The 25,335-nt window shown below is 45.4% G+C and carries 23 protein-coding genes; 16 read left to right on the top strand and 7 right to left on the bottom strand.

Going from position 1 to position 25,335, the window contains the following annotated elements:
• Positions 1–570 precede the first annotated feature (570 nt).
• The 4 genes from L5M38_RS06480 (at position 571) to L5M38_RS06465 (ending at position 5,122) form a co-directional block, all read left to right on the top strand.
• Positions 571–1,887, top strand: a complete 1,317-nt coding sequence (locus L5M38_RS06480; RefSeq protein WP_263178605.1) for a hypothetical protein — start codon at positions 571–573, stop codon at positions 1,885–1,887.
• A gap of 19 nt (positions 1,888–1,906) precedes the next feature.
• Positions 1,907–2,437: a hypothetical protein gene (locus L5M38_RS06475; protein WP_263178604.1), complete on the top strand. Its 531-nt coding sequence runs from the start codon at positions 1,907–1,909 to the stop codon at positions 2,435–2,437.
• Positions 2,434–4,422, top strand: coding sequence for a GMC family oxidoreductase (locus tag L5M38_RS06470; protein WP_263178603.1), 1,989 nt, complete (start codon positions 2,434–2,436; stop codon positions 4,420–4,422). The genes L5M38_RS06475 and L5M38_RS06470 overlap by 4 nt, the downstream gene beginning before the upstream one ends.
• A gap of 322 nt (positions 4,423–4,744) precedes the next feature.
• On the top strand, positions 4,745–5,122 hold the full coding sequence (locus L5M38_RS06465) for an SH3 domain-containing protein (protein WP_263178602.1): 378 nt from the start codon (positions 4,745–4,747) through the stop codon (positions 5,120–5,122).
• A 302-nt stretch (positions 5,123–5,424) separates the two neighbouring features.
• On the opposite strand, the gene ylqF is transcribed toward L5M38_RS06465, so the two are convergent.
• Positions 5,425–6,366, bottom strand: a complete 942-nt coding sequence (gene ylqF / locus L5M38_RS06460) for a ribosome biogenesis GTPase YlqF (RefSeq protein ID WP_011919190.1) — start codon at positions 6,364–6,366, stop codon at positions 5,425–5,427.
• A 150-nt stretch (positions 6,367–6,516) separates the two neighbouring features.
• On the bottom strand, positions 6,517–7,356 hold the full coding sequence (locus L5M38_RS06455) for an isopenicillin N synthase family dioxygenase (protein ID WP_263178601.1): 840 nt from the start codon (positions 7,354–7,356) through the stop codon (positions 6,517–6,519).
• Between the two features lie 371 nt (positions 7,357–7,727).
• Here L5M38_RS06455 and L5M38_RS06450 point away from each other — a divergent pair, with 371 nt between their 5' ends.
• Positions 7,728–8,633, top strand: a complete 906-nt coding sequence (locus L5M38_RS06450; RefSeq protein WP_212599826.1) for a bifunctional methionine sulfoxide reductase B/A protein — start codon at positions 7,728–7,730, stop codon at positions 8,631–8,633.
• A 155-nt stretch (positions 8,634–8,788) separates the two neighbouring features.
• Here L5M38_RS06450 and hemB read toward each other — a convergent pair whose 3' ends face one another.
• Entirely contained in the window at positions 8,789–9,772 is a 984-nt protein-coding gene (gene hemB / locus L5M38_RS06445) for a porphobilinogen synthase (RefSeq protein WP_028760201.1), read from the bottom strand.
• Between the two features lie 351 nt (positions 9,773–10,123).
• Here hemB and tsaB point away from each other — a divergent pair, with 351 nt between their 5' ends.
• From tsaB to rnd, 7 genes are all read left to right on the top strand, one after another.
• The gene (tsaB, locus tag L5M38_RS06440) at positions 10,124–10,837 is read left to right on the top strand and encodes a tRNA (adenosine(37)-N6)-threonylcarbamoyltransferase complex dimerization subunit type 1 TsaB (protein ID WP_263178600.1); all 714 of its coding nucleotides are present in this window, start codon (positions 10,124–10,126) and stop codon (positions 10,835–10,837) included.
• A gap of 106 nt (positions 10,838–10,943) precedes the next feature.
• On the top strand, positions 10,944–11,258 hold the full coding sequence (locus L5M38_RS06435; protein WP_105252271.1) for a hypothetical protein: 315 nt from the start codon (positions 10,944–10,946) through the stop codon (positions 11,256–11,258).
• Entirely contained in the window at positions 11,251–11,979 is a 729-nt protein-coding gene (locus L5M38_RS06430; protein ID WP_263178599.1) for a M50 family metallopeptidase, read from the top strand. Before L5M38_RS06435 ends, L5M38_RS06430 begins: the two co-directional genes overlap by 8 nt.
• 210 nt (positions 11,980–12,189) lie before the next feature.
• Entirely contained in the window at positions 12,190–13,002 is an 813-nt protein-coding gene (locus tag L5M38_RS06425; protein ID WP_263178598.1) for a class I SAM-dependent methyltransferase, read from the top strand.
• Between the two features lie 21 nt (positions 13,003–13,023).
• Positions 13,024–13,887 carry an alpha/beta fold hydrolase gene (locus L5M38_RS06420; protein ID WP_212599828.1) on the top strand — a complete coding sequence of 288 codons (864 nt, stop codon included), beginning with the start codon at positions 13,024–13,026 and terminating at the stop codon, positions 13,885–13,887.
• Positions 13,888–14,091: 204 nt separating this feature from the next.
• On the top strand, positions 14,092–15,765 hold the full coding sequence (gene fadD, locus L5M38_RS06415; RefSeq protein ID WP_263178597.1) for a long-chain-fatty-acid--CoA ligase FadD: 1,674 nt from the start codon (positions 14,092–14,094) through the stop codon (positions 15,763–15,765).
• 70 nt (positions 15,766–15,835) lie between these two features.
• A complete protein-coding gene (gene rnd / locus L5M38_RS06410; RefSeq protein ID WP_028760194.1) occupies positions 15,836–16,945 on the top strand; it encodes a ribonuclease D in 1,110 nt (369 codons plus the stop codon).
• 92 nt (positions 16,946–17,037) lie between these two features.
• Here the strand turns inward: rnd and minE are convergent, their stop codons facing one another.
• From minE to minC, 3 genes are read right to left on the bottom strand one after another with little or no spacing between them, the layout of a single operon-like run.
• The gene (minE, locus tag L5M38_RS06405) at positions 17,038–17,295 is read right to left on the bottom strand and encodes a cell division topological specificity factor MinE (protein ID WP_028760193.1); all 258 of its coding nucleotides are present in this window, start codon (positions 17,293–17,295) and stop codon (positions 17,038–17,040) included.
• Between the two features lie 2 nt (positions 17,296–17,297).
• Positions 17,298–18,107: a septum site-determining protein MinD gene (minD, locus tag L5M38_RS06400; RefSeq protein ID WP_006086391.1), complete on the bottom strand. Its 810-nt coding sequence runs from the start codon at positions 18,105–18,107 to the stop codon at positions 17,298–17,300.
• 27 nt (positions 18,108–18,134) lie between these two features.
• Positions 18,135–18,800 (bottom strand): septum site-determining protein MinC, encoded by a 666-nt coding sequence (gene minC, locus L5M38_RS06395; RefSeq protein WP_006086392.1) that lies wholly within the window; start codon positions 18,798–18,800, stop codon positions 18,135–18,137.
• Between the two features lie 122 nt (positions 18,801–18,922).
• On the opposite strand from minC, the gene L5M38_RS06390 reads away from it, so the two are divergent.
• Positions 18,923–19,201 carry a YcgL domain-containing protein gene (locus L5M38_RS06390; protein WP_028760191.1) on the top strand — a complete coding sequence of 93 codons (279 nt, stop codon included), beginning with the start codon at positions 18,923–18,925 and terminating at the stop codon, positions 19,199–19,201.
• A 143-nt stretch (positions 19,202–19,344) separates the two neighbouring features.
• Positions 19,345–19,785, top strand: coding sequence for a YcgN family cysteine cluster protein (locus L5M38_RS06385; RefSeq protein ID WP_263178596.1), 441 nt, complete (start codon positions 19,345–19,347; stop codon positions 19,783–19,785).
• A 172-nt stretch (positions 19,786–19,957) separates the two neighbouring features.
• Here L5M38_RS06385 and L5M38_RS06380 read toward each other — a convergent pair whose 3' ends face one another.
• Entirely contained in the window at positions 19,958–21,478 is a 1,521-nt protein-coding gene (locus L5M38_RS06380) for a methyl-accepting chemotaxis protein (protein WP_263178595.1), read from the bottom strand.
• Positions 21,479–21,947: 469 nt separating this feature from the next.
• Between L5M38_RS06380 and pheS the strand changes: the two genes are divergently transcribed.
• A complete protein-coding gene (pheS, locus tag L5M38_RS06375; protein ID WP_006081368.1) occupies positions 21,948–22,931 on the top strand; it encodes a phenylalanine--tRNA ligase subunit alpha in 984 nt (327 codons plus the stop codon).
• A 15-nt stretch (positions 22,932–22,946) separates the two neighbouring features.
• Entirely contained in the window at positions 22,947–25,334 is a 2,388-nt protein-coding gene (gene pheT, locus L5M38_RS06370; protein WP_263178594.1) for a phenylalanine--tRNA ligase subunit beta, read from the top strand.
• The last annotated feature ends 1 nt before the right edge of the window (position 25,335 follow it).

The following is a 25,335-nucleotide window of genomic DNA, read 5'->3' as shown; positions in this document are numbered from 1 at the left end:
TGATATCACATTATGCTTTTTACCGCTGTTATCGTCGTGTCGTGCGGCGAGCTTTTTTGCAAATAAAATAAACCTCCTGCCTCACGCTTGACAATAAGTGAAACGTAAACAATCTTTTAACATAGAATATTTTCAGAAGGTTACTTTTCTTTCTGCAGAATAGAATTATTTTCACTACGGGAACACAGGAGTGTTTAACCCTTCCACTGAGATAACTAGGTTTCATTTGAGGTGATCATCAATGAATAATCTAGACTCAAGGTATCGTGATAAAACGCAATCATGAAAAGGAATTTCAATGAAAGACGTTAATATTTATCCGTATCAATCAATCTGTTCAGACTGGCTCAGTAAGCCAGAGACTGCGATCAAAACAGCAAACTTCAATTTTAATATCGAAACCCATTTATTTGGATTTGGTTGAGGTCAAGTCTTGTACGCTATTTGTATCGTGCCATCACGCCTGCAGTGGCGGGTGTTGTGAAAGCCCTGATTTTAAGTCGTTAAAGAAAGTGGAGTTGTAACGTTTTAAGCATTGAATAAGTCCCAATAACAAGGAGAGTTAATTTCATGTCTATCAAATCTTTTCGCTATAGTGCGTTTTTTTTGTGTATGAGTGCTGCTGTACATGCAGAAGCACCAGTAGAGACAAAAGCAGCTATAACGCTACCCACGTTAAGCCCTGTTATGCCGCTGGAAATCACAGCAAAACCCCCGTTCTCACTCGAAAGCCTGCAACATGATTTTGATGATTTTTCTTGGCAATCGTTTATTGCACTTAACTGGCCAGCAAATGCCGATGGCACACCCAATACTATGTCCACCATTGGGCAAAAAACTAACCAGCCAGTCGTGTGGCTGCATTGGAAGGAAAGCCGGGAGATTTTTTTACCCGATGGCGTAAAACCACCTGGGTGGGATCAGTCCAATAATGTGCCGGATGTTTGCAAAAGTATTGATCCAAAGTCCATTCCTGAAGGGACTATTTATTTAACGCAAGTAGGGAAGACCCCGAATGTGTTGGATGAAAGCGGTGAGCCTTTTACAACGGGTCCATTGATTGACCAAAACGGGCTTTATACCCGTTATGAAATATTAACCAATGAAACTATGTTCAATTTTATTTTGGACAATAACCTTTACAGCAAAAAAGGACAGAAACAGTTTAATGCCGATGTCGACTTTACCGCGAGCGACAGTAAAACCGGGCAGGTAGGTTCTATCATGCTTAAGGCCTCATGGATAAAAATGGGCGGCAAGTTTGATGCGACGAATTACTATACAACTTACGCGCTAGTTTATAACAATCCCGAAGAGCAGCACGGGGTCAAGCCCGCGTGTGTGCTTGAGCAAGTCGGGTTAGTGGGATTTCACATTGCCCACAAAACCGCAGACGAACCACAATGGATTTGGTCTACCTTTGAGCATGTTGCTAATGCGCCAACCCAAGGTGAGTCAGCATCATTGTCGGCATATAATTTTTACGATGCTAAATGTACTGACTGCAAAGTGAATGAACCCCCAGTACGCCCGTGGGATCCGGCAAACCCGCACACTAAACCAACTCAAGTTGAACGCGTTATTCCTATCACTGCCGATGCTAAAGCCTTAAATGCCAGTTATCACGCTGCACTCGACGCTGTCGTGCCGGGATCGGTATGGAAGAACTACGAATTGATCAGCACGCAATGGCCTACCGATGCCAAAAATCCCACCGATCCAACGGGCGTGCCTGCTCCCTCATTTTTAGCGAACACCACGCTCGAAACTTATATCCAAGGTTCGGTAAAGCAAACATCAAGCAGCTGTATGGCTTGTCACAATAATGCGGCAACCACTAACGGTAATTTTGCAGATTTCACTTACTTGCTGCAACGCGCGCAATAATTTACGAAAGGAACTCATCATGACTGATATTACAGGCGCGACTGCCGATACTATGAATAATTTTATTGGTTTGAGCGCGGTATTAACCGGCTTTGCTACCAGTATTATTGCCCCTACATTGGATCCCGTGGATATTAAATCCGAATACTTAGCCGTGTTTACGCAAAAAATAACCGAAGAATCGAAGGACCTAACTTTAGTTACAACTATTCTGCAAAAATTTGCGGAGTTAAAAGCGCAGCAATTATCAGATCAACAAATTGGCACGCAAATGCTGGTGCCAGACAACGGGGCTAATTTTGTGTTGGCCTGTCGTAAATTGATTTTTATGTGGTACTCAGGTGCATGGCCAACCATTATTCCCGCGACGGATACAGAGCCGGAAACCACGGTTAGCGATATGATTTCGGCTAAAAGTTATACCACAGGTTTAGTCTGGCAAGTTATGCAGGCTCATCCGATGGGGGATTCAAATTATCGCTATGGCTATTGGGCGAAACCACCCGCTGCACTGTCGGCATATACGGGTCATCAAGGAGGTGCAGTATGAGCACTCAAACCAATTACGATGTCATTATTGTGGGATCAGGTATTGCCGGCTCTATCATGGCTTATCAATTGGGGATGGCGGGGAAAAAAGTATTAATCCTCGAAGCAGGGCAGGAAGTGCCTGTTGACCGCAGTGGTTACATGGAAACCTTTTTTAAAGCCAATGCCAAAACACCAGAGTCACCTTATCCTCCAACCACGCAAAATCCAGCGGCATCGACGGCGGATAATCCACTCGGGCTGCCTGATCCTGCGAAGGAAAATGTGCCGCGTTATACCGTGTTGCAAATTGGCGCATGGCGCAATCCAAAGCAATGTTATTTCGATTACACGCCGCAACCAGAGCATTTGAAACCTGACAGCCCTGAAGCAAAGTTTGCTTTTGCGAGTTCCTATGAGCGTATTGGCGGCGGCACAACTTGGCATTGGCTAGGAACCAGTTTGCATTTATTGCCCAATGATTTTGAGTTGCAAACCCAGTATAAGCAGGGCGTGGATTGGCCCGGTGGAAAACAATTTTACCAAGCGCTGGTTCCTTATTATGAACAGGCGACCAATGAGATTGGCGTCGCCGGTGACAAAGAGGCGATGGATCAGCTTTATCGCGGATTTAATGTTTCACCTGATGGTGTTTATGGGCCGAATTACGATTACCCAATGCCTGGCATTGTTTCATCTTTAGTTGATCAACAATATGAACAAGCTGTGAGCGATATGGTGTACGACAATATTCAATTGTCAGTCACGCCAACCCCTCAGGGGCGCAATTCATTACCGGGTGAACGCCGTCAATGTGCGGGGAATACAAATTGTATTCCTATTTGCCCTATCCAAGCCAAATACGATGCCACTGTGACGCTCGGGCGAGCATTGCAAACCGGCAATGTAGATGTGTTTTATCGTCACGTTGCGACAAATGTTCAAGTGGATGAAAATACAAAGGATGTTGTTGGCATTGATTATGTGACCTATCAAACTCACGGGGGGATAGCGACGGGCGGCGGTACCGTTACGGGTAAAAAATATGTGATTGCAGCTCACGCGATTGAGACGCCTAAATTATTGCTCATGTCTAAACGTAATAAAGCCTGTCCGAACGGCGTCGCCAACCATAGCGATCAAGTGGGGCGTAATTTGATGGATCACATTATGTATTTGGCCTGGGGTCTGGCGAAAGATCCTGTCTATGGTTTTCGGGGGCCTTTATCTACTGCGGGTATCGAAAGTTTACGCGATGGCGCCTTTCGTAAAGACCGTGCCGCCTATCGTATTGAAATCGGCAATGAAGGTTGGCAGTGGGCAGCAAATGATCCATTCACGACCTTAGCTGATTTTGTATTTGGACAAAATAATTCGCAATTAAATGGGGATTCTGTCAATCAGCAGGGGATTCCATTACGGTTTGATCCCGCCATGTCTGCGAATAGCGCCTTATTTGGTGCCTCACTGGTGAATACCTTGAATGGTATTTACACACGGCAAATTCGTATGGGCTATTTAATTGAACAATTACCTGATCCGGACAACCGTGTCGAGTTGTCGGAGACGCTGAAAGATAACTTAGGTTTGCCGCGCCCCAAATTAACCTATCGTGTACGGGAGGATTATGTGCGCAATGCGTTCGTGTCGGCTAAAGATATTTCGACCAAACTCTTTGACGCCCTTGATGCGCGGGAATATACCAAGGCTCCGCCTGCGCCGGTATTTTATGGTGATAAGAGTCAAGTAACATCGAATAATTTTGAATATCAGGGCCATAATTTTACGTTTTACGGTGCTGGACACATTGTGGGGACGTATCGAATGGGGGACTGCAGAGATACGTCGGTGGTGAATCCTCGTCAGCAATCTTGGGACCATAGCAATCTGTTTTTAGTCGGTAGCGGAGTGTTTCCAACGGTTGCAACGGGTAATCCAACCCTCACTTTGGCAGCGTTGGCATTCCAGGCTGCAGATCATGTTTTGGAAGACCTTAAAATAAGTTAAAAAAAGTTGTAATTATTCATTAGCTTGCTGTTAATTTCCATTGAAAACCGCGTGCAAATTGGCGCGGTTTTTGGCTAACTGAATATACCTTCATATTACGCTAACTGGCATTTTCCTACTCACAATGCAGTTTATTGTCATCGTATTTAAAATCAAAATATTACAGTTTTTTATGCTGATAATTAGTTTGAAAACTGTGCATGCGTGTGTTGTCTGATAGAAAACTGATAAGTTTCACTCAAACCGAGCGTTAATTGGGCGTGCTTTAATAAGCGAACAAAGTTAATTTTTACGAATATTTATCAAAAGGTTAGCTGAATACATGACTACTAAGAAATATATCGTTGTCAATCCACATGAAAGTGAGTTTCCTAACCCCATTACGTTCAAAAAAGGTGATCCTCTTACCGTTGGAGACAAATATGCAGGTCCTGAAGGCTGGGATCTCTGGTTCCTTTGCACTACGCCAGGGCAAGATGCTGGTTGGGTTCCTGGTCAAGTGATTCAGCGCCTAAAAAATTCCAACGGGCTGGCGCTTGAGGACTATACGGCAAGAGAACTTAATGTGCATGAAGGGGAACAACTCATTGGCACACGAATGTTGAATGGCTGGGTATGGTGTATAAAAGCTGTCAGTGAAGAATCAGGGTGGGTACCATTAGAAAACTTGAAAGAAGTGGTAGATCTATCGCGCGACTAAAGCACCTTTGCCGTGCAGTCAAACCCAAGATGGCTCCTTGGTGTATTGTGCCAAGAGGATGATGACTGGCGGATATTGAGAGCTTATATCAGGCACGCAGAAGTCATTGGCGTAAAAGTGTTTTTTAGCGCAAGCTTTCCGTTTATGATAATAAAAAAGCCACTATATTCAATATACTGGCTTTAACTTTAAACTTGATAAATGAGCGCCATAAGCTGGAATATAAAAGTCATCAGCGTCTTGTCTTTAACGTCTTTAACAAACTCTGCGCCTTATATTCGAAATACAGAGTGGCGGGCTGACTAGTCGTTATGACGTTTGCCTGAACGTTTAAGTCTCTCTGCTGCCAATTTGGCTTCTTTCTCGGCTTCTTTTTCGGCCATGATACGGGCGACTTCAATCTTTTCAAGCTCTGCCATCGCAGGCGTTTCTAGCGAGAGTAAGCCTATTTTCCCCGAGCGATATTCATGCAGTAATAACTCTGATGCCTTGTGCATATCGATGCGACCACCGGGACGCAGCGCACCACGTTTGCGGCCGATTTCCTCGAGAAGTGCAACATCATCCTTGGGTAATTCACTTAAGTTATAGCGCTCACAAATCTCTTTTGGATAAGCGGTTAAGAAATACTTGGCGGCGAACAGGGCCACATCTTCATATTCCATCGCCGTATCTTTAATGGCGCCAGTGACGGCAAGGCGATAGCTGCTCGCTTCGTTATCCACTTTGGGCCATAAAATACCTGGGGTATCCGACAGCACGATACCGTTACGTAAATTGATCCGTTGCTGGGTTTTGGTTACCGCAGGTTCGTTACCAGTTTTGGCGATAACACGGCCAGCTAAGGTATTGATGATGGTAGATTTCCCAACATTGGGTATCCCCATGATCATAGTGCGAATGTCTTTTTCGGTTTTATCGCGACTTGGCACTAGCTTACGGCAGAGATCAGGGATTTTTTTCACCATTGCCGCTTGCAGCGTTGTGATCGCCGTGGCTTTGACGCCTTGCTCACGCTCTAAGTATTCAATCCATTGTGCGGTGATCTCTGGATCGGCCAGATCAGATTTATTGAGCAGTTTGATACAAGGTTTGTCGCCTCGAAGCTGAGCCACCATGGGGTTTTCGCTACTGTAGGGAATACGCGCGTCCAGCACTTCGATAACAAGATCGACTTGAGGCATTGCCTCTTCAATCTCCTTGCGTGCCTTGTGCATATGCCCCGGATACCACTGAATTGCCATGATAACGCCTTGTCCTAAATAACTTAAAGAACGGCTATTCTACCTTGAAGGTGGCGAATGTCATAAAAAAAGCGCCCTAAGGCGCTTTAATCGCTTAATCCTTGACTGTCTCTTGCGATTGTTGCTTGGATTAATAGGCTGAATTAAGGCTTAGATCACCCCGAGTTCGCGCAATCTTTCCATCAGATAGCTGTCAGCGGTATAGCGATCCGATAGCACTACAGCAGGGTTTGGATGTAAAAATAACGGCAAAGAGATCCGCGACTTGGTTTTATCCGTACCTTCAGGATTGATGACGCGGTGTGACGTCGATGGGAAATAGCCGCCAGAGGCTTCCTGTAACATGTCACCGATATTGATAATAATGTTGCCAAAATCGCTGGGAACATCTAACCAAGTGCCATCTTTGGCTTTCACTTGCAATCCAGGCTCATTGGCTGCAGGTAACACTGTGATAAGGTTGATATCTTCATGTGCTGCGGCGCGAATGGCGCCCATTTCTTCACTGCCCGTCATCGGCGGGTAATGCAGAATGCGCAGCAAGGTTTTTTGGCTGTTGGCGATCATTTCTGGCAATGGCATCGAAAACTTGGCTTTTACTTCTTCTGGTGAGTAGGTTTCAATCCACTCTAAAAGCTCAGCGGCCAGCGCGTTGGCTTTGTCGTAATAGGCGAGAATATTGGCACGTAGTGAATCGGGGATACGGCCCCAAGGGTAGACGTGGTAGTACTCTTTAATGTCTTTGACTGTGTTGCCTTTGGCAGTTTCAGAAATCGACGCAGGGAAGAAACCGTCGTGGGTTTCTTTTTTAAACATATAATCGTTTTTAGCTTCTGAGTTAAAAAAGGCTTGCCACTCGGTGTAGATGTCTTCAACTAAGCGCTTATCAATCGGATGATTAGATAAAACACCAAAGCCAGTTTCCCGAAGTGATTCAACGAATTGCTGGGCACTGTTTTCAGCGCGGTAATCAATGGTTTCTAATTTCATTTTGGTTTCTACTTGTTATATTTAGTTGTAATTTGACCCGCTGCAAGTGTAGCCGTGCGCTGATGTGGGTGCAAATACTCAGCGACTGTGATCTGGAGCAACTGCCGTATTTTCCGTCATTTATGCAGTCGCTTATATGAGTACTTAATATGAGCACTTATATTAGTACTTACTTGAGTGGTAAGATTTTAGTCATCAAATCCGTTAGTATGGCATTAGATTTGTTGTGATGGGATTGATGTCAGCCGCATTTTGAAGCCGAGTGCAAGAAATCTTGCTTGGAGTGGGTCTTATGTTGGCTTCCTTATAAATCAGCTTCTTAATCAAAGAATATCGAAATACACAACGACGTGAGTCGAAAGGGCATTAATATGAATAAACTGACCGATTTTGAACGCTATGTTATCGAAGAGAAAGGCACTGAACGCCCCTTTAGTGGTGAGTATTATGAGCACGATGCTAAGGGTTTGTATTTATGCAAAAAATGCCATGCCCCCTTGTATCGCTCTGAGCATAAATTTAATGCCCATTGTGGCTGGCCAGCCTTCGATGATGAAATTGCCGGCGCTGTAACCCGCCACATAGACGCCGACGGCCGCAGAACTGAAATTGTTTGTAGCCAGTGCGGCGGTCACTTGGGGCATGTCTTTGAAGGTGAAATGTTAACACCTAACAATATCCGTCACTGTGTTAACTCAGTTTCTATGGTTTTCAAAGGGATGGATGATGCTGTTGAACCAGCACCGAATCACTTTGCGACTTTTGGTGCAGGGTGTTTTTGGTGCGTCGAAGCGATTTTTAAAAGCCTAAAGGGCGTGGTGAATGTCACTTCAGGTTATGTCGGCGGCGAAGCCCATGATGCCGATTATAAATCTGTTTGCTCGGGCCAAACCGGCCATGCAGAGGTTGTGCATATCGAGTTCAACCCAGAGGAAATTGATTTTACGACGCTATTACAGGTCTTTTTTGAGAGCCATGATCCGACCACGCTTAATCGCCAAGGTAATGATAAGGGGCCACAATATCGCTCCGTGGTGTTTACCCATAATGCTGAGCAGATAGAGCAAACTACCGCTATGCTTGCTCAGTTAGCAGCAGCCAAGGTTTTTGATGCGCCGATAGTGACCCAGGTTTCAGCGTTTGATACTTTTTATCCCGCTGAAAATTATCACAACGACTACTTCGCTTTACACGGTGAGCAGCCCTATTGTCAGATGGTCGTGCGTCCTAAAGTGGAAAAAGTAAAAGCCTTGTTTGCAAGATTACAGAAGGCTTAAGCGATTTAGCACAGGGTGTTAAATACAAAGACGCCACCAATAAAGGTGGCGTTTTTTATGGGGTTTCTAAAATGCAAAACCTAGTTGTTTTCTTAACAAGCCGCTTAGCTATCGGTTTAACGATTAGCGTAACTTTTGATTAGCTACCGACGCAACTATCGGCTTTCAGTTAACCATTGGGCGTATTGTTTGGTGTAATAGCTGACAATCAAATCTGCACCCGCCCGCTTTAAGCCGATAAACGTTTCAGTCACCACAGCACGCTCATCCAACGCGCCCGCAAGGGCGGCAAATTTAATGCCCGCATATTCACCGCCGACTTGATAGGCGGCGAGTGGCAAGTGGGTTTCTTGTCTTAAACGGCTGAGCACATCTAAGTAGGGGGTGCCGGGTTTAACCATCAGGATATCGGCGCCTTCGGCTTCATCTAATGAGGCTTCTAACAGGGCTTGACGACCATTAGCATAATCCAGTTGATATCCCTTGCGATTTCCACTGAGTTCACAATCGACCGCGGCTCTAAAAGGACCGTAGAAGGAAGAGGCGAATTTTGCCGAGTGGGCCAGAATCGCCACATGCTCAAAACCTGCGGCATCGAGCCCTTGGCGAATGGCTTTCACTTGACCGTCCATCATGGCCGATGGTGCTAACATATCGGCGCCCGCTTTGGCGGCCGTTATCGATTGCTTAACTAAATTTTCGACTGTGAGGTCGTTGCAGACTTCATTATTGTGTACGACGCCGCAATGGCCGTGATCTGTGTATTCACAAAAACAAATGTCGGGGATCACCATCATCTCAGGCACGGTAGCTTTAATGGTGCGCACCATACGGGCGAGTAAACCATTGTCGTCCCATGTATCGCTGCCCTTATCATCTTTAGTGTGGGAAATCCCAAAGGGCATCACATAGCGGATCCCTAGGGCGTAAAGCTCGCGAACCTCATCCGCCAGTGCGCTCTCAGGTAAACGGCTGATGCCAGGTAGCGTGGAGATAGGCACGGCATGGGTGATGTGCTCTTCAATGAACAGGGGATGGATAAGATCGCTCAGTGAAATATGGGTTTCGCGCAGCAGATCGCGCATTGCTTCTGAATTACGTAAGCGTCTTAAGCGACGCAATGGAGGCGTGTTTAACATGAAATGTCCTTATCGAAAGCGGGTTAAAGCAATCGTACAATACTAAGGGAAAGGCAAGGGATAAATTCGCCCCTTACTTTTCTGCTCTGACAATCAAAGTTGAAAAAGTTTCCCCAAGCGAGCTATATTCATTAATGAGTTTATTGATCATTGACTTAGATCACATAAATCCATCTCGTCCAGATTTGCGACTGAATATCATGCGAGCGCTATTTTAGCTGACTTGCTTGCTTAGTCCTTTGTTTTCGGGCATTTGATGTTATTATTTGCGCCAGTTTTCTCATGGCATATTCGCGCAATACAGATTATGTAAATTTGATGCGAAATCTTGCCCGCTAATCCGGTTTTGAAATGACAATAACACATGAACACTCTGCTTGTATTCTTGCCTTAGATACTTGTACCGAATCCTGCTCAGCTGCGCTGCAATATCAAGGTCAGATTTATGCTGAACTTGCCGATGCGCCGCGTGAACACAGTCAACGTCTACTGCCTATGGTCGATTCAGTGCTCAAGCAAGCAGGCATTCGCTTAGATAAAGTGACTGCGATTGCTTACGGACGAGGCCCTGGCAGTTTTACGGGGATCCGTATCTGCACTAGCATGACGCAAGGTCTGGCACTGGGGTTAGATTTGCCTGTGATTGGTATTTCAACCTTAGCGGCAATGGCACAAATGGCGATTAGCCAGCATCAAGCCGAGCAAGTTTTGTGCGCCATTGATGCGCGCATGGGCGAAGTGTATTGGGGCCAGTTTGTGGCCGTTGATGGTATTGCAACGCTTGTCGGTAAAGAAGTGGTCAGTGCGCCTGCGGACGTACTACTTCAGCTCGATACTCAAGCGCCAATTGTGGGCTGCGGCACAGGTTTTGATGCTTATCCCGATTTGCTGGCACTCGGCAAGGGGATTTTAGCTCTCGAGGCCGTGAAATATCCCGATGCAAAGGCTATGCTGATATTGGCTGAAGCAGGCATAAAAGCTGGACTGACAACCTCGGTCGATGAGCTTGAACCTGTGTACTTACGTGATACAGTCACATGGAAAAAGTTACCCGGCCGTGAATAAGCTGTTCTTTGCCTGAGTATCTGCGATAGAATCTCAGGCGATTGATGCTAAGCATTCTTAACTATGAATGGCTTAACGATGGATAGTGCAAACTTAAGGCTTCTTAATGCAAGTTAATGTGAATCAAATGAGTTTGACGAATGCTGTAGCGAGTAATAGACCCGCTATCGCTCAGGGGCTGACTGCGCCTGAATCGTCACGCCCAGTGATTGAGCAAAATGCCGTCGAAGCCCTTAGTTTAGAAACTCAGCCTAAAAGTAAAAACGCAGCGGGAAATTTACAGTCAAGGCTTGGTGCGCACCTCGAGTATGAGCAAGATACTCGCGGTCATCAGGGAGCGATTGCTCAATATTTACAAACCCAACATGCCGCCAAACGCGATGAAATTCAGCAAATGGTGGGTGTGGATTTGTATGCTTGAGCATCAAAAAACGTCTTCTCGTTCAACCTCGCGATTTTCCTCTTCTAAACTGACAGGCTTAGCCACAAGTGGTGTGCCAAGCCGTGGTTTGTTTATTATCGAGCTAGTTTTAGCTTTATTGATAACTCGAATTCCCTATTTGAGCGTGCCGTTTAAATGGCTTGAAAGCTATTTTCATGAACTGTCCCATGGTATTGCAACGATTTTAAGCTCGGGCGTGGTCAGCCATATTCAGTTGTTTCCAAACGGTGCAGGATTTTGTTTTAGCCAAGGTGGTTCGCCGATGTTGATTGGCTTTGCTGGGTATTTTGGCGCGGCCTGTTGGGGATATTTAATCTACTTGCTCGCGACTTGGCCAAAAGGGATCCGCGTGAGCTTTGCCTTGCTGGGCGCTTTAGTGGTGCTAAGCGGCTTGCTTTGGGGCAGGGATATACTCACGTTAGCGATTTTAGCTGTGCTGACTATTATTTTGTTGTTACCGCTTAAACTCAGTCAAAACAAAATGTTGACTCAGTTTTTGCGTATTATTGGCTTGATGATCATGCTTAATGCACTTGCGAGTCCGACAGTGTTGCTCGGGCTTGATGGTCAAGGTGATGCAGTGATGTTGGCCGAGCGTTCTTGGATCCCCGCGTGGATTTGGGTGGGATTATGGTTATTAACCAGTGCCTGCGCTTTGTATTTTGCGTGGCGCCGCGTAGATAATGCCGCAAGTCGTTAGTTCTCAAGCTTGTTTAATGCCTCAGTCGTCTAGTGTTTTACTCATCTTTTTTCTGCTTTGAACTTTGTTGATTTAGGTAAAGGTGATTTTGCTCATCACTTTGAGCTATAAACACTTATGTCGCTTAAAGCTTAGTTTTCCTACTTCTATTCCTTGGATTTTTGGCCATTGGCTGCTAGGTTAAGCCTTCGGTATCCATGGAGAATTACAATGAAAAAAGTCACCTTAGTTGCCAGTCTGCTGCTTGCTGGTTTATGTTCGAGTGTTACCTATGCCGATGAAAGCTTAGATAAAGTCTTAAAAAGCGATTTTCGTCAGGCTAAAAATGCCAGCCGTGACGTTTATCGTCATCCCGCTGAAACCTTAACTTTTTTTGGCATTACCCCAAAACAGACTGTGATTGAACTCTGGCCGGGTAATGGCTGGTACAGTGAAATATTAGGGCCTTATCTTGCTAAAGAGGGCCAATATATCGCAGCCAGTTTCGAAACGGCTCCTGCGACAGATACTCCCGGAAATCGTTATCGCGCGAACGCGGGTACTAAGTATGCTGCGTGGATGACGGCCAATAAAGACGTCATGGGCAATGCTAAGATTGTTACCTTCGATCCTCCACATAAGATGGATTTAGGTGCTGACGGTAGTGCTGATCTGGTATTAACCTTCCGAAATCTACATAACTGGGCATCGACAGAACAGTTGGAAAACGTGTTTGCCGCGTCTTCTAAAGTGTTGAAGGACGGCGGTATCTTTGGCGTGGTAGAGCATAGAGCCAACGAAGGAATGAACTTCAGCACTGGCTATATGGATCAAGCAGCTATGGTTGCTTTAGCCAAAAAAGCCGGTTTTACCTTAGTTGAAAGTGCAGAAATCAATGCGAACCCCAAAGATACGAAAGATTACGCCAAAGGTGTTTGGACGCTACCGCCCTCTTTTGCCTTGGGTGATACCGATAAAGAAAAATACCAAGCGATCGGTGAAAGTGACCGTATGACACTTAAATTTGTCAAAAAATCATCTTAATTACCTGACATCAGAGGCATTATGTGGCAATCTTTCGCCCCCAAAAATCAAATCGAATTTGTATTACCTCATATTAAGGTCGCGGGCCGATTATGGGGGGCGAAGGATAAACCTTTATTACTTGCCTTACATGGTTGGTTAGATAACGCCAACAGTTTTGAACCCTTAGCAGCGCATTTACTTGATTATCAAGTGCTTGCCATTGATTGGCCAGGACACGGCTTTTCTGCACATAGGCCGGGACACTATCCGCTGCATTGGATTGATTATTTGTATGATTTAGACGCGTTGTTAACGGCATTACCGCAAAAGCCAGCGGCAATGATTGGGCATTCGCTTGGCGGTATAATCGCCTCAGCTTACACGGCGACATTTCCCGAAAAGGTTAACAAGCTGGTATTGATTGAAGCGTTAAGCCCCTTGTCTGAGTTGCCAACGCAAGCTAAGGCGCGATTGAAAAAAAGCTTCTATCAGCATGAGAAGTATTTAACTCAGAAGCATGGGCAGGCAAAGATTTACGACAGTATAGATACTGCGGTGCGGGCGAGGGCACATTTAACAGGACTTGCCGAACCTTGGTGTCGTTTGTTGCTCGATCGTAATATGCAGCCCGAAGGTGATGGCATAGGTTGGCGTAGTGATCCTCGATTAAGATTAGATTCACCCCAACGATTAACCTTCGCCCAAGTTGATGCCTTGATGCAGGACATCAATGTCGAAACCTTATTAATTTGTGGCAAACAGGGATTTAGCCAGTTGCAGAGCGCGATACCTAAGGCCAGAACGTGGTTCAAGCATTTGTCTGAGCACATAATTGAGGGCGATCATCATGTGCATATGGACAATGCCGAAGGCGTTGCACGTTTGATCCGCAAATTCGTTTAATAGGTTGCTTATATGGGTATAAAAAAGACGCTAGGTTTTTTGTTTTTTTTATGTGATGATGATCAAAATTAAAACGCTCGTATGATTTATGACGAGTAAATCAATAACTATAAAATGTAAGCCGGTATTTTAACTCGGTATTTATCGAGTCTTGACGCTTGTATGGATATTGTTTCCGCAGTTGTGGGGATTTAGGAGAGAGTAGTGGATCAGCCTTGGATTAATCATTTGCCAGAAGATGTGCCTGCTGAAATTAATGTGGAACAATACTCATCGCTTGTCGACATGTTCGAGACAGCGGTGTCTAAGTATGAAGATCAACCTGCATTTATCAACATGGGTGCCACGCTAACCTACCGTAAATTGGAAGAACGCAGCCGAGCATTCGCTGCGTATTTACAAAATGAATTAAAGCTTGAAAAGGGCGACCGTGTCGCTTTGATGATGCCAAACCTGTTGCAGTATCCCATTGCATTGTTTGGTGTTTTGCGTGCAGGTATGGTGGTTGTTAACGTTAACCCACTTTATACACCGCGCGAGCTTAAACATCAGTTGATTGACTCTGGCGCCAAAGCCATTGTGGTGGTGTCAAACTTCGCCCGCACTTTAGAAGAAGTGGTCGAGCAAACTCCTGTTGAAAGCGTGATTATCACCAGTTTAGGTGATCAATTAAGTGCACCAAAACGTACCTTAGTGAACTTTGTGGTGAAGTACATCAAGAAGTTAGTGCCAAAATACAATTTACCCCATGCCTTATCAATGCGCGATACCTTATCAACGGGTCGTCGCATGCAATACATCAAACCAGAAGTCACTAACGATGATTTAGCGTTTTTACAATACACAGGAGGCACCACTGGGGTCTCTAAAGGCGCTATGTTGACCCATGGCAATATTGTCGCAAACGTATTGCAGGCCGATGGTGCATATTCTCCCGCTTTAAACGATGGCAGTGAGTTTGTCGTAACGGCCTTGCCGCTGTATCACATCTTCGCCTTGACCGTGAATTGCCTGCTGTTTTTGCACAAAGGAAGTCAGAATTTACTCATCACCAATCCTCGCGATATCCCAGGATTTGTGGCTGAGTTGAAAAAGTACCCTTTCACCGCATTAACTGGGGTAAATACCTTATTTAACGCTTTAGTGAACAGTGATGATTTTTCCCAGTTGGATTTCTCACGCTTAAAACTCTCTATCGGTGGCGGCATGGCGGTACAAAAAGCCGTGGCGGATAAATGGCAAACCATTACTAAAACCCGTTTACTTGAAGGTTATGGTCTGACGGAAGCCTCACCCTTATTAACCTGTTGTCCATATAACTTAGACGGTTATAACGGTTCAATTGGTTTTCCTGCCCCTTCGACACTGATCCAAATCCGTAATGATGACGGCAAGGTATTAGCCCAAGGCGAAACCGGCGAGCTTTTTGGTAAAGGTCCTCAGGTGATGAAAGGCTATTGGCAACGTCCTGAAGAAACCGCCAAAGTGATCGACACTGACGGCTGGTTAGCCACGGGCGATATTGGTTACATGGATGAGAAAGGTTTCTTCTATATTGTCGACCGTAAGAAAGACATGATCTTAGTATCAGGCTTTAACGTATTCCCTAACGAAGTCGAAGAAGTGGTTGCACTTCATCCAAAAGTGATTGAAGTGGCTGCCGTTGGTGTGCCAAACGACGCCAGTGGTGAGTTAGTGAAGGTATTTGTGGTGGCAAAAGATAAATCTTTAACCGCTGAAGACATCATTAAGCACTGCCGTATTCATTTAACGGGATATAAAGTGCCGAAGCTGGTAGAATTTAGGGACGAGTTACCTAAAACCAACGTGGGTAAAATCTTGCGACGAGAGCTTAGAGACGAAGCTAAGCGCGCGTAAGATTGAAGCCGGCATTTGCCGGCTTTTGTTTTTATGGACTGTGATTGACCCACAGGATCTGGAGAAGAATTTGTCAGCGTTTCAATATGTGAGTGATGAAGCAAGCCTTAATGCCCTCGTTGCCCAATATAAACAGAGTAAGATACTCGTGTTAGATACCGAGTTTGTTCGTACTCGTACTTATTATGCCAAGTTAGGTTTGATCCAAGCCTATGATGGTAAAACCTTAGCTTTGATTGATCCGGTGGCTTTACCAGATTTAGCCCAATTTTGGGCGCTGTTATCGGACCCGAATATCGTTAAGCTAGTGCATTCCTGCAGTGAAGACTTAGAAGTTTTTGCCCACTATGGCAAATGTCAGCCTACGCCTTTGTTTGATAGCCAAATTGCCGCCTCTTTGTGTGGTATGGGCCATGGTGTAGGTTATGCCAAGCTGGTTGAAACTTGCCTTGGTGAAGTGATCGATAAAGGTGAGTCGCGTACAGATTGGATCCGTCGTCCTTTAACGGAAGCCCAGTTAAGCTACGCCGCCAATGACGTCCTGTATTTGTATCAGCTCTATCCTCAACTGGAAGCGAAACTCAGCGCCCAAGGGCGTTTAGCTTGGTTATACGAGGAAGGGGAAAGGATGACTCAGGGCAGGCTTGCCGATCCTGATCTTGATACAGCTTATTTGAAAGTGAAAAATGCTTTTCAACTCACTGAAATTCAATTGGCTTACCTTAAAGTGCTCGCCAAATGGCGCCTTGAAAAAGCCTTAGTCCGTGATTTAGCCTTAGGTTTTGTGATCAAAGATCATGGTCTTATTGCATTAGCGAAGAAGCAACCTAAAACTTCGGCTGACTTGTTTAAGCTCAATGACTTGACCGAACAGGAAAAACGCATCCACGGCAAAGATTTATTACGTGTGCTACAAACTGCGGATTTGGTTAATTTACCCGAGTTAGTGGATGTATTGGCGTTAAAATCAGGCTACAAATCGGCCTTTAAAGCGATTAAAAGCTGTTTGGTCGAATTATGCGAAAAGCATGATGTGCCGCAGGAAATGCTCGGTTCTAAACGTCATATCCATGAGTTTTTGCAATGGCGTTGGGATAAGCAACAAGGGGATTTACCGGCAGTGTTATGCGGTTGGCGAGGGGAATTGGCAACTGAGGCTTTAGCAAAGCTTGAGGTCTAGTGCTTAATATTTCGTACTTGAAGCTATCGCTGAAAAACATCCACATCAAAATGTCATCTTCAATTGAAGATGACATTTTTTGTGTCATCGACTTATCTGTCAGGCAAAGTGACGTTAAGCTCGAGTACCGACAGGTTGGCGTCGTTTTGATCTAACTGCACAGAAACTTGATCATCAGAAATCGGCACATATTTGCGAATAACGGCAATGATCTCTTGTTTCATCTGTGGGAAATAATCGGGAGTGTCCCTTTGTCCACGTTGATGAGCCACGATGATCTGTAGGCGCTCTTTTGCCATTACCGCAGTGCTAGGCTTTTTCTTGCTTTTGAAATAGTCGAGTAAAGACATAATTAGCTACCAAATATCCGTTGTAAGAAACCTTTCTTTTCTTCCGTAATAAAGCGTACTGGTACATCTTCACCCAGTAAGCGTGCGACTGTATCACTGTAGGCTAAACCTGCATCACTTTCTTGGTCGATAATCACAGGTACGCCTGAGTTAGAGGCTTTCAGTACAGATTGTGACTCAGGAATAACGCCGAGTAACTCAATGGCCAGAATTTCTTGAACATCGTCGACACTTAACATTTCGCCCGATTTTACACGGCTCGGTGAATAGCGAGTCAAGAGTAAATATTCTTTTATCGGCTCTAGATTCAGTTCTGCGCGGCGTGATTTGCTTTGCAGCATCCCTAAAATACGGTCTGAATCGCGCACAGAACTGACTTCTGGGTTAGTGGTCACAATGGCGATATCGGCAAAATACAATGCCATCATAGCGCCTTGCTCAATCCCAGCGGGAGAGTCACACAGAATAAACTCAAAGTCTTTGGCCAAATCGTCTAGAACACGGCCGACGCCTTCTTTGGTCAGTGCATCTTTATCACGGGTCTGTGAAGCGGGTAAAACGAATAACTTATCGCAGCGTTTATCTTTGATCAGCGCTTGATTTAAATTGGCTTCACCATTGATCACATTAACGAAGTCATAAACAACACGACGCTCGCAACCCATGATCAAGTCTAAGTTTCGTAAACCTATATCGAAATCAATAACGACTGTCTTGTGTCCTTGCATGGCAAGACCGGTCGCAATTGCAGCACTCGATGTGGTTTTACCTACGCCGCCTTTACCTGAAGTGACAACAATAATTTGTGCCATGTTTCTCTCTATCCTTTGTTCTGCCATTTAGAGGGGCAATGATTCAACCATAAGCGACTCACCGTTTAGGCGAATGCAGCCGCTTTTATCTGAGCTATGTTGTTGTAGATTTTCAGCGAGCCAATATTGCCCTGCTATTGAAACGAGTTCGGCCTCCAGAGAGTGGGCAATGATAACGGCGCTGGTATCGCCCGCGGCGCCTGCCATGGCTTTCCCTCGTAATGCGCCATAGATATGAATGCTACCATCTGCGATGACTTCTGCGCCATTGCCTACCGCACCAAATATGATTAAATCACCATTTTTTGCGTAGACTTGTTGGCCTGAACGAATATTTTGCTTCACTATTTTAGTTTGGCGCGGGGCCGGCGGCGGGGTACTGCTCTGTTTTCCCGCTTTGACTATGGCAAGGCCTAAGTCTTTAGCCTGTTTACTGAGTACGGTTGTCGCGCCCGTTATACCAACAATCACTAATTGACGTGAGATCAGCAGATCCTTTAACGCACTTAAATTCAAGCTGTCGTGCTGAATGGCACTCAGATTGACGACTAAAGGAGCACCCAGAAAAAACTGAGGAGCCTGTGCCAATTTATGGTCTAATTCAGTCATGACAGCTTGTAAATCGCTGCTATTAATATGAAGCACTGAAAGAGTAAAAGAAGCGCCTTTTAACTCTAAGCTAGGTTTTGACATCCCGGCACTATTCTCCAGAAATCATCAGTCGGTTCGCTGATTTTACAATTAAATTACTAGGCGACCATGTTATAGTGTGCCCCATTGACTGGCAAGTTTGAACTATTGGATATTTGATTCTTATGCTATGTGCCGTTTATAAAAGTAGCCGAAAGGCTGATACTTATTTATTTGTGAAGAAAAGAGATTGTTTTGACGATGTTCCAGTGCCTTTGATGGAAATGTTTGGCGTGCCAAAGTTGGTGATGGTGTTTCCTATCGCTAAACGCGACGCGTTAGGAATGGCAGATATACATAAAGTCAGAGCAGCCATGGCAGAAAATGGCTTTTATTTACAAATTCCGCCACCTCAGGTGAATTTATTGGCTGAGCATAAGCTAAGTCTTGGGATCAAAGATTAACTTGGCAGCATCAAGACGCTACTAATGAGCTCAGGCGCGTCAAACCACACTCGTTAATCTCAGTGGCATTGCGTATCTGACGATAAATTAGTGTAAAATAGCCCGCATTGAGCGGGTTTTTTATTAAGAAGATACAGTTAATCATGGCATTTTGGCAGAGTAAAACATTAGCGCAGATGAGCACAACCGAGTGGGAATCCCTGTGTGACGGTTGTGGTAAATGTTGTTTAAACAAGTTGATAGATGATGAAACCGAAGACTTGTATTACACCAATGCAGCTTGCCTTTTGCTCGATCATCAAACGGCAGGCTGTCAGCATTACAGTGACCGTTTCACCCATGTCCCCCAATGTACAGTGATCACGATTGATAATATCCATGAGTTAACTTGGTTGCCCGACAGTTGTGCCTATCGCCGCCTAGCGGCAGGGCGTGAGCTACCGAGCTGGAACCCGCTGCTCACAGGCTCCAAAGAAGCGATGCATTTAGCGGGTATGTCGATCCAAGGCAAGGTGGTGGATGAAAGACGCGTAAAGGATATTGAAGATCATATCGTGCTATGGCCACTTAAAGACGTGGATTAACAGACGTGAATTCATTTTGCCGTAGCGTTATCGATTGAAAATTAACTTATTAATTGAAACGACACTTGTTGATTGGAACGTGACCGTCAGAATGAAAACAACAAGGGAGCGATTCGCTCCCTTATGCATTTTGGGTGTTAAGTGAATTTAAATTCCATCAAATAATGCGCAACTAGATTTTTAATCCCACCATCAACTGATCCAGTTGCCCCGCAGTCGCTTGCAGCTCATCGCAACCTGAAACTGACTGGTTGGCCGATTGCTCCACATCGTGTGATTGGTTGCGAATTTCCATTAAGTTAGTCGCAATCTCATTGGCCACTGCCGATTGCTCTTCGGCCGAGGTCGCAATTAGCACACTCATTTCAAACACTTTGTTGCTGTGGTGGGCGATAAACTCTAAGTCTTTGCCCGTTTGCAGTACGTGTTGTTTGCCCTCATTGGCTTGGCTCACAGTACGCGACATCACTTGGGTCAGGTTACGGGTGCCTGATTGCAGTGATTCGATCATGGTTTTGATTTCAACCGTTGCGGCCTGAGTTCTCCCCGCTAAAGTACGTACCTCATCTGCCACCACGGCAAAGCCACGACCTTGTTCACCGGCGCGCGCCGCTTCAATCGCCGCGTTGAGGGCCAGTAGGTTGGTTTGCTGGGAAATCGCATTAATGGTTGACACCACTTCATCAATTTTACTGGCGTTGTCATTGAGTACACCCACCGCATTTGAGGCCGCGGAGATCTCATCCGATAACACGTCAATAGCTTTGACTGTGGTTTCAATATCTTTCCCGCCCGCGCTAACCTGTTGATTGGCTTCTTGGGTTTCGGCTGAGGATTGTTCGGCATTGCGGGCAACTTCTTTCACTGCGGCGGTCATTTCTTCCATTGCCGTCGCTAAGGAGTCCAGATGTTGTCTCTGGTTTACCGCCAAGGATTGACCTTGCTGCGCAGTGCTACGAAACGATGATACAACTTCGCGTATTTTAGCGGTTGATTCTGCGATTTGCTTTACTAAGGTATGTTGACGTTCTACTAAGGTATCTATGCTGATGGCTAAGATACTGAACTCGTCTTTTACTTCGAAGAAGTTTAACCGCCCCGTTAAATCACCCGATGCGGCCCGTTTTAATGCCATCACTGTCGTATAAAGTGCGCCGCCTACGAAGGTTGAAATGTAATAGCTGAACAAAAATAGCACAAACAAGAGTGCCGCCATTAGGCCATAAACCAGCAGGTTATCGTTGGCGAGCAAGGCATCAATTTCTTTGCTGTCTAGGGGAATAATCGTGATCAGATTTTGATCGTTAACCCGACTCACAGCTCTAGGTTGCTTACCGCTGTCATCGATACCACCGCCACTGCGAGCGATGGATTGCGCTTTGCTATCGGCTTCATTTACCGAAACAATGCTGACATTACCTTCAATTTCGCGACTAAGTTGATTAAGGATAGTTTGGCGTTCTTGCTCTGGTAGTTTGTTATATAAGCTGCCAGTGACTTGGTTAATTTGTTGTGAAGCATTTTGCAGACTGTTGAGCTGTCCTTGAATTAAGGTTTGCTGGGATTGGTTATCTAGGAAAAGCGCCAGTCCAACAATCATCAACATAGGAACGATAGAGAGAATAGCGAATTTAGTTTTTAAGGTCATATGGATAAGATATTGATCTATCCAGCGAAATTTTACTTCTTTCATGAGTGCCTCGATAAAATGGGCCATAAACCGAATTTATATCGGTCAGTTTGCCATAGACTTTATAGTTTTCTGTTTTGTAACGATTTATATGGTTAATGTAGTCTAATTGCAGTCATTATTGTGTTGTTTGCTGCAATTTTGGCAAGGTACAGGTGTGAGTTTACAGTTTAGTTACAAATGCTGCTAGTGGCTGAAAGCGGAAGTTGTTTACGTCAGAATCGAGGTTTGGGTTTCCCCTTGAGTAAAACTCAGGCTCCAAACTGGGGTAACACATGAATTTGCATGATAAAAACCCCCAATAAGCCCTAGTAATATGCCGCTCGCTCGCGTAAAATTTCTATCCTTTTATTTCGTTATAGCTAGCAAAGCGTCTGGCATTAACGCCCGATAACCTGAGCACCCAAATAGCCTGAAAGTTTGGCGCCCATAGCACTTGTTTATCAAGCGCGACTATGCAGTGGAAGAGAAAATGCAGCAGTTAACTGAGATCGTAGAACAAGCCTTAGTCATTATTGACCAGGCCAGTGATCTAAAAGCACTGGATGATATCCGTGTCGATTACCTTGGTAAGAAAGGTAAGATCACCGACATGATGAAAATGATGGGTAGCTTAAGCCCTGAAGAAAAGCCCGCCTTTGGCCAAGCGGTCAATGATGCTAAACAGGCGATTCAACAAAAATTAACTGAGCGCATCGATGGTCTGAAGAGTTCGGAATTGGAAGCCAAATTAATCGCCGAAAAGATTGATGTGACTTTGCCAGGCCGCACCCAAGAGATCGGTGGCTTACATCCTGTGACTCGAACCATTGAGCGCATCGAAACCTTTTTCGGGGAATTAGGGTTCTCGGTAAAGCAGGGCCCTGAAATTGAAGATGATTTCCACAATTTCGACGCACTGAATATCTCTGAGCACCATCCAGCGCGTGCTGATCATGATACCTTTTATTTCAATCCTAAACTGATGCTGCGTACCCAAACTTCGGGCGTGCAAATCCGTACTATGGAAACTGAAAAACCACCATTACGCATTATTTCTCCTGGTCGTGTTTATCGTAACGATTACGACCAAACTCACACGCCTATGTTCCACCAAGTGGAAGGGCTTTTGGTTGATGAGCATGTGAACTTTGCCGAATTGAAAGGCATTTTGCATGACTTCCTGCGTAATTTCTTCGAAGAAGATCTGCAAGTGCGTTTCCGTCCATCTTACTTCCCATTCACTGAACCTTCAGCGGAAGTGGACGTGATGGGCAAAAATGGTAAATGGCTAGAAGTGCTTGGCTGCGGTATGGTACATCCGAATGTGCTGCGCAGCGTTGGCATAGATCCAGAAAAATACTCTGGTTTTGCTTTTGGTATGGGTGTCGAGCGCTTAACTATGTTGCGTTACGGCGTAAACGATTTACGTGCGTTTTTTGAAAACGACCTACGTTTCCTGAAGCAATTTAAATAACGGAGCTGTAATAGCATGAAATTTAGCGAATCTTGGCTTCGTGAATGGGTAAACCCTTCAGTCAGCCGTGAAGCATTATCCCACCAGATCACTATGGCCGGTCTCGAAGTCGATGACGTTGAAGCCGTAGCTGCCGATTTTAGCGGTGTCGTGATTGGTGAAGTGGTTGAGTGTGGTCAGCATCCCGATGCCGATAAACTGCGCGTGACCAAAATCAACGTTGGTGGTAGCGAACTTATCGATATCGTCTGCGGTGCACCAAACTGCCGTCAGGGTCTTAAAGTGGCCGTGGCTATGGTTGGCGCCGTATTACCTGGCGATTTCAAAATCAAGAAAGCCAAGCTGCGTGGCATGCCATCAGAAGGTATGTTGTGTTCATACAGCGAGCTTGGCATCAACGTCGAAAGTGATGGCATCATCGAATTGCCATTGGACGCGCCGCTTGGCACTGATATCCGTGATTATCTGCAACTTAATGATGCCGTTATCGATGTGGATTTAACGGCTAACCGTGCCGATTGCTTAGGTATGGCAGGTCTTGCCCGTGAAGTGGGCGTGTTAAACCGCCAAACAGTGGTTGAGCCACAGTGGCAAGCCGTCACGCCAACGACAGATGCACAGGTCACGATTAACGTTAACGCGCCTGCAGCGTGTCCACGTTACTTAGGCCGTGTGGTTAAAAACGTTAATGTGAAAGCGCCTACGCCATTATGGATGCAGGAAAAACTGCGCCGTAGCGGTATTCGCTCTATCGATCCCATCGTAGACATCACTAACTTTGTGTTGATTGAATTCGGTCAACCTATGCACGCTTTCGATCTTGCCAAGTTAACGGGCGATATCCAAGTGCGTTTAGGCACTGGCGAAGAGAAAATCACTCTGCTTGATGGCAGCGAAGTCACAATTCCATGCGATACCTTAGTGATCGCCGATGATGTGCGTCCATTAGCCCTTGCAGGCGTGTTTGGCGGCGAATATTCAGGCGTGAGCGACACGACCCAAGACATACTGCTTGAATGTGCGTTCTTCGCGCCGCTTGCCATTATGGGTAAGTCACGTCGTTTAGGTTTGCACACAGACTCATCACACCGCTTTGAGCGTGGCGTTGACCCTGAGATGCAGCACAAGGTTATCGACCGTGCTACGCGTTTAGTACTGGATATCTGTGGCGGTGAAGCTGGCCCTGTAGTTGAGGCTAAATCAGAGGCTGATTTACCCAAACCTGCACAAATCGTTTTACGTCGTAGCAAGTTAGATCGAATTTTAGGTCACCATGTACCTGATAGCGATGTCGTTGAAATCCTACAACGTTTAGGTTTTAGCGTCGTTGTTGGCCAAGATAGTTGGCAGGTCACTACCGCGACTTATCGTTTTGATATGGCGATTGAAGAAGATTTGATCGAAGAAGTGGCCCGTATTTACGGTTATAACAATATCCCGAATACGGCGCCTGTTGCTGCGCTGCGTATGTCAGATCATAAAGAATCTGACTTAAGCCTAAAACGCGTGCGTGCCTTATTGGTCGCTCGTGGTTTCCAAGAAGCGGTAACCTACAGCTTTGTCGATCCAAAACTGCAAAATCTGGTTCATCCTGGTTTAGACGCTATGGTGTTACCAAACCCAATTTCCAGTGAAATGTCGGCTATGCGCCTGTCAATGTTCACTGGTTTATTGGCCGCCGTTGGCTACAACCAAAGTCGTCAACAGAGTCGCGTGAGACTTTTTGAAACTGGCCTGCGCTTTGTTCCTGATATCAATGCAGAATCCGGTGTAAGACAGCAAGCAATGCTCGCTTGTGTCATTACTGGGCTCCAAAATGATGAACATTGGGCTATGGAATCGAAAACTGTTGATTTTTTCGACCTTAAAGGTGATTTAGAAGCAATTATCGGCTTGACAGTTTCCGCATCAGAATTTAGCTTTAGAGGAGCGACGCATTCTGCTCTCCATCCGGGGCAATGTGCTGAAATATTGAGAAATGATCGAGTGATCGGTCATATAGGTGCAATCCATCCTAGTTTGGAGAAGCCTTTTGGACTCAATGGTAAAACCATCGTTTTTGAGTTGGAATTGGATGCTTTATTGCATACCAGTTTGCCGCTAGCCCAAGCTGTATCTAAGTTTCCAGCTAATCGTCGTGACATCGCAGTCGTAGTAGATGAGAGTGTATCTGCAGGTGATGTAATGAAATTGATAAGAAAAGTTGGCGAAAATCAGTTGGTTGGCATAAACTTGTTCGATGTATACTTAGGTAAAGGTGTTGAACCTGGCAAGAAGAGCCTGGCGATAGCACTTACATTACAAGACACTACTCGTACGCTTGAGGAAAAAGAGATTGCTGAGACCGTTGGTTCAGTCGTTTCTGCCCTTAAGTCCGAGTTCAACGCATCGTTGAGGGATTAAA

The organism is Shewanella sp. SM101, assembly GCF_025654465.1.
Taxonomy (GTDB): domain Bacteria; phylum Pseudomonadota; class Gammaproteobacteria; order Enterobacterales; family Shewanellaceae; genus Shewanella; species Shewanella oncorhynchi.
The sequence above is the reverse complement of the archived record's forward strand: the minus strand, read 5'-3'. Positions and strand labels throughout refer to the sequence as shown.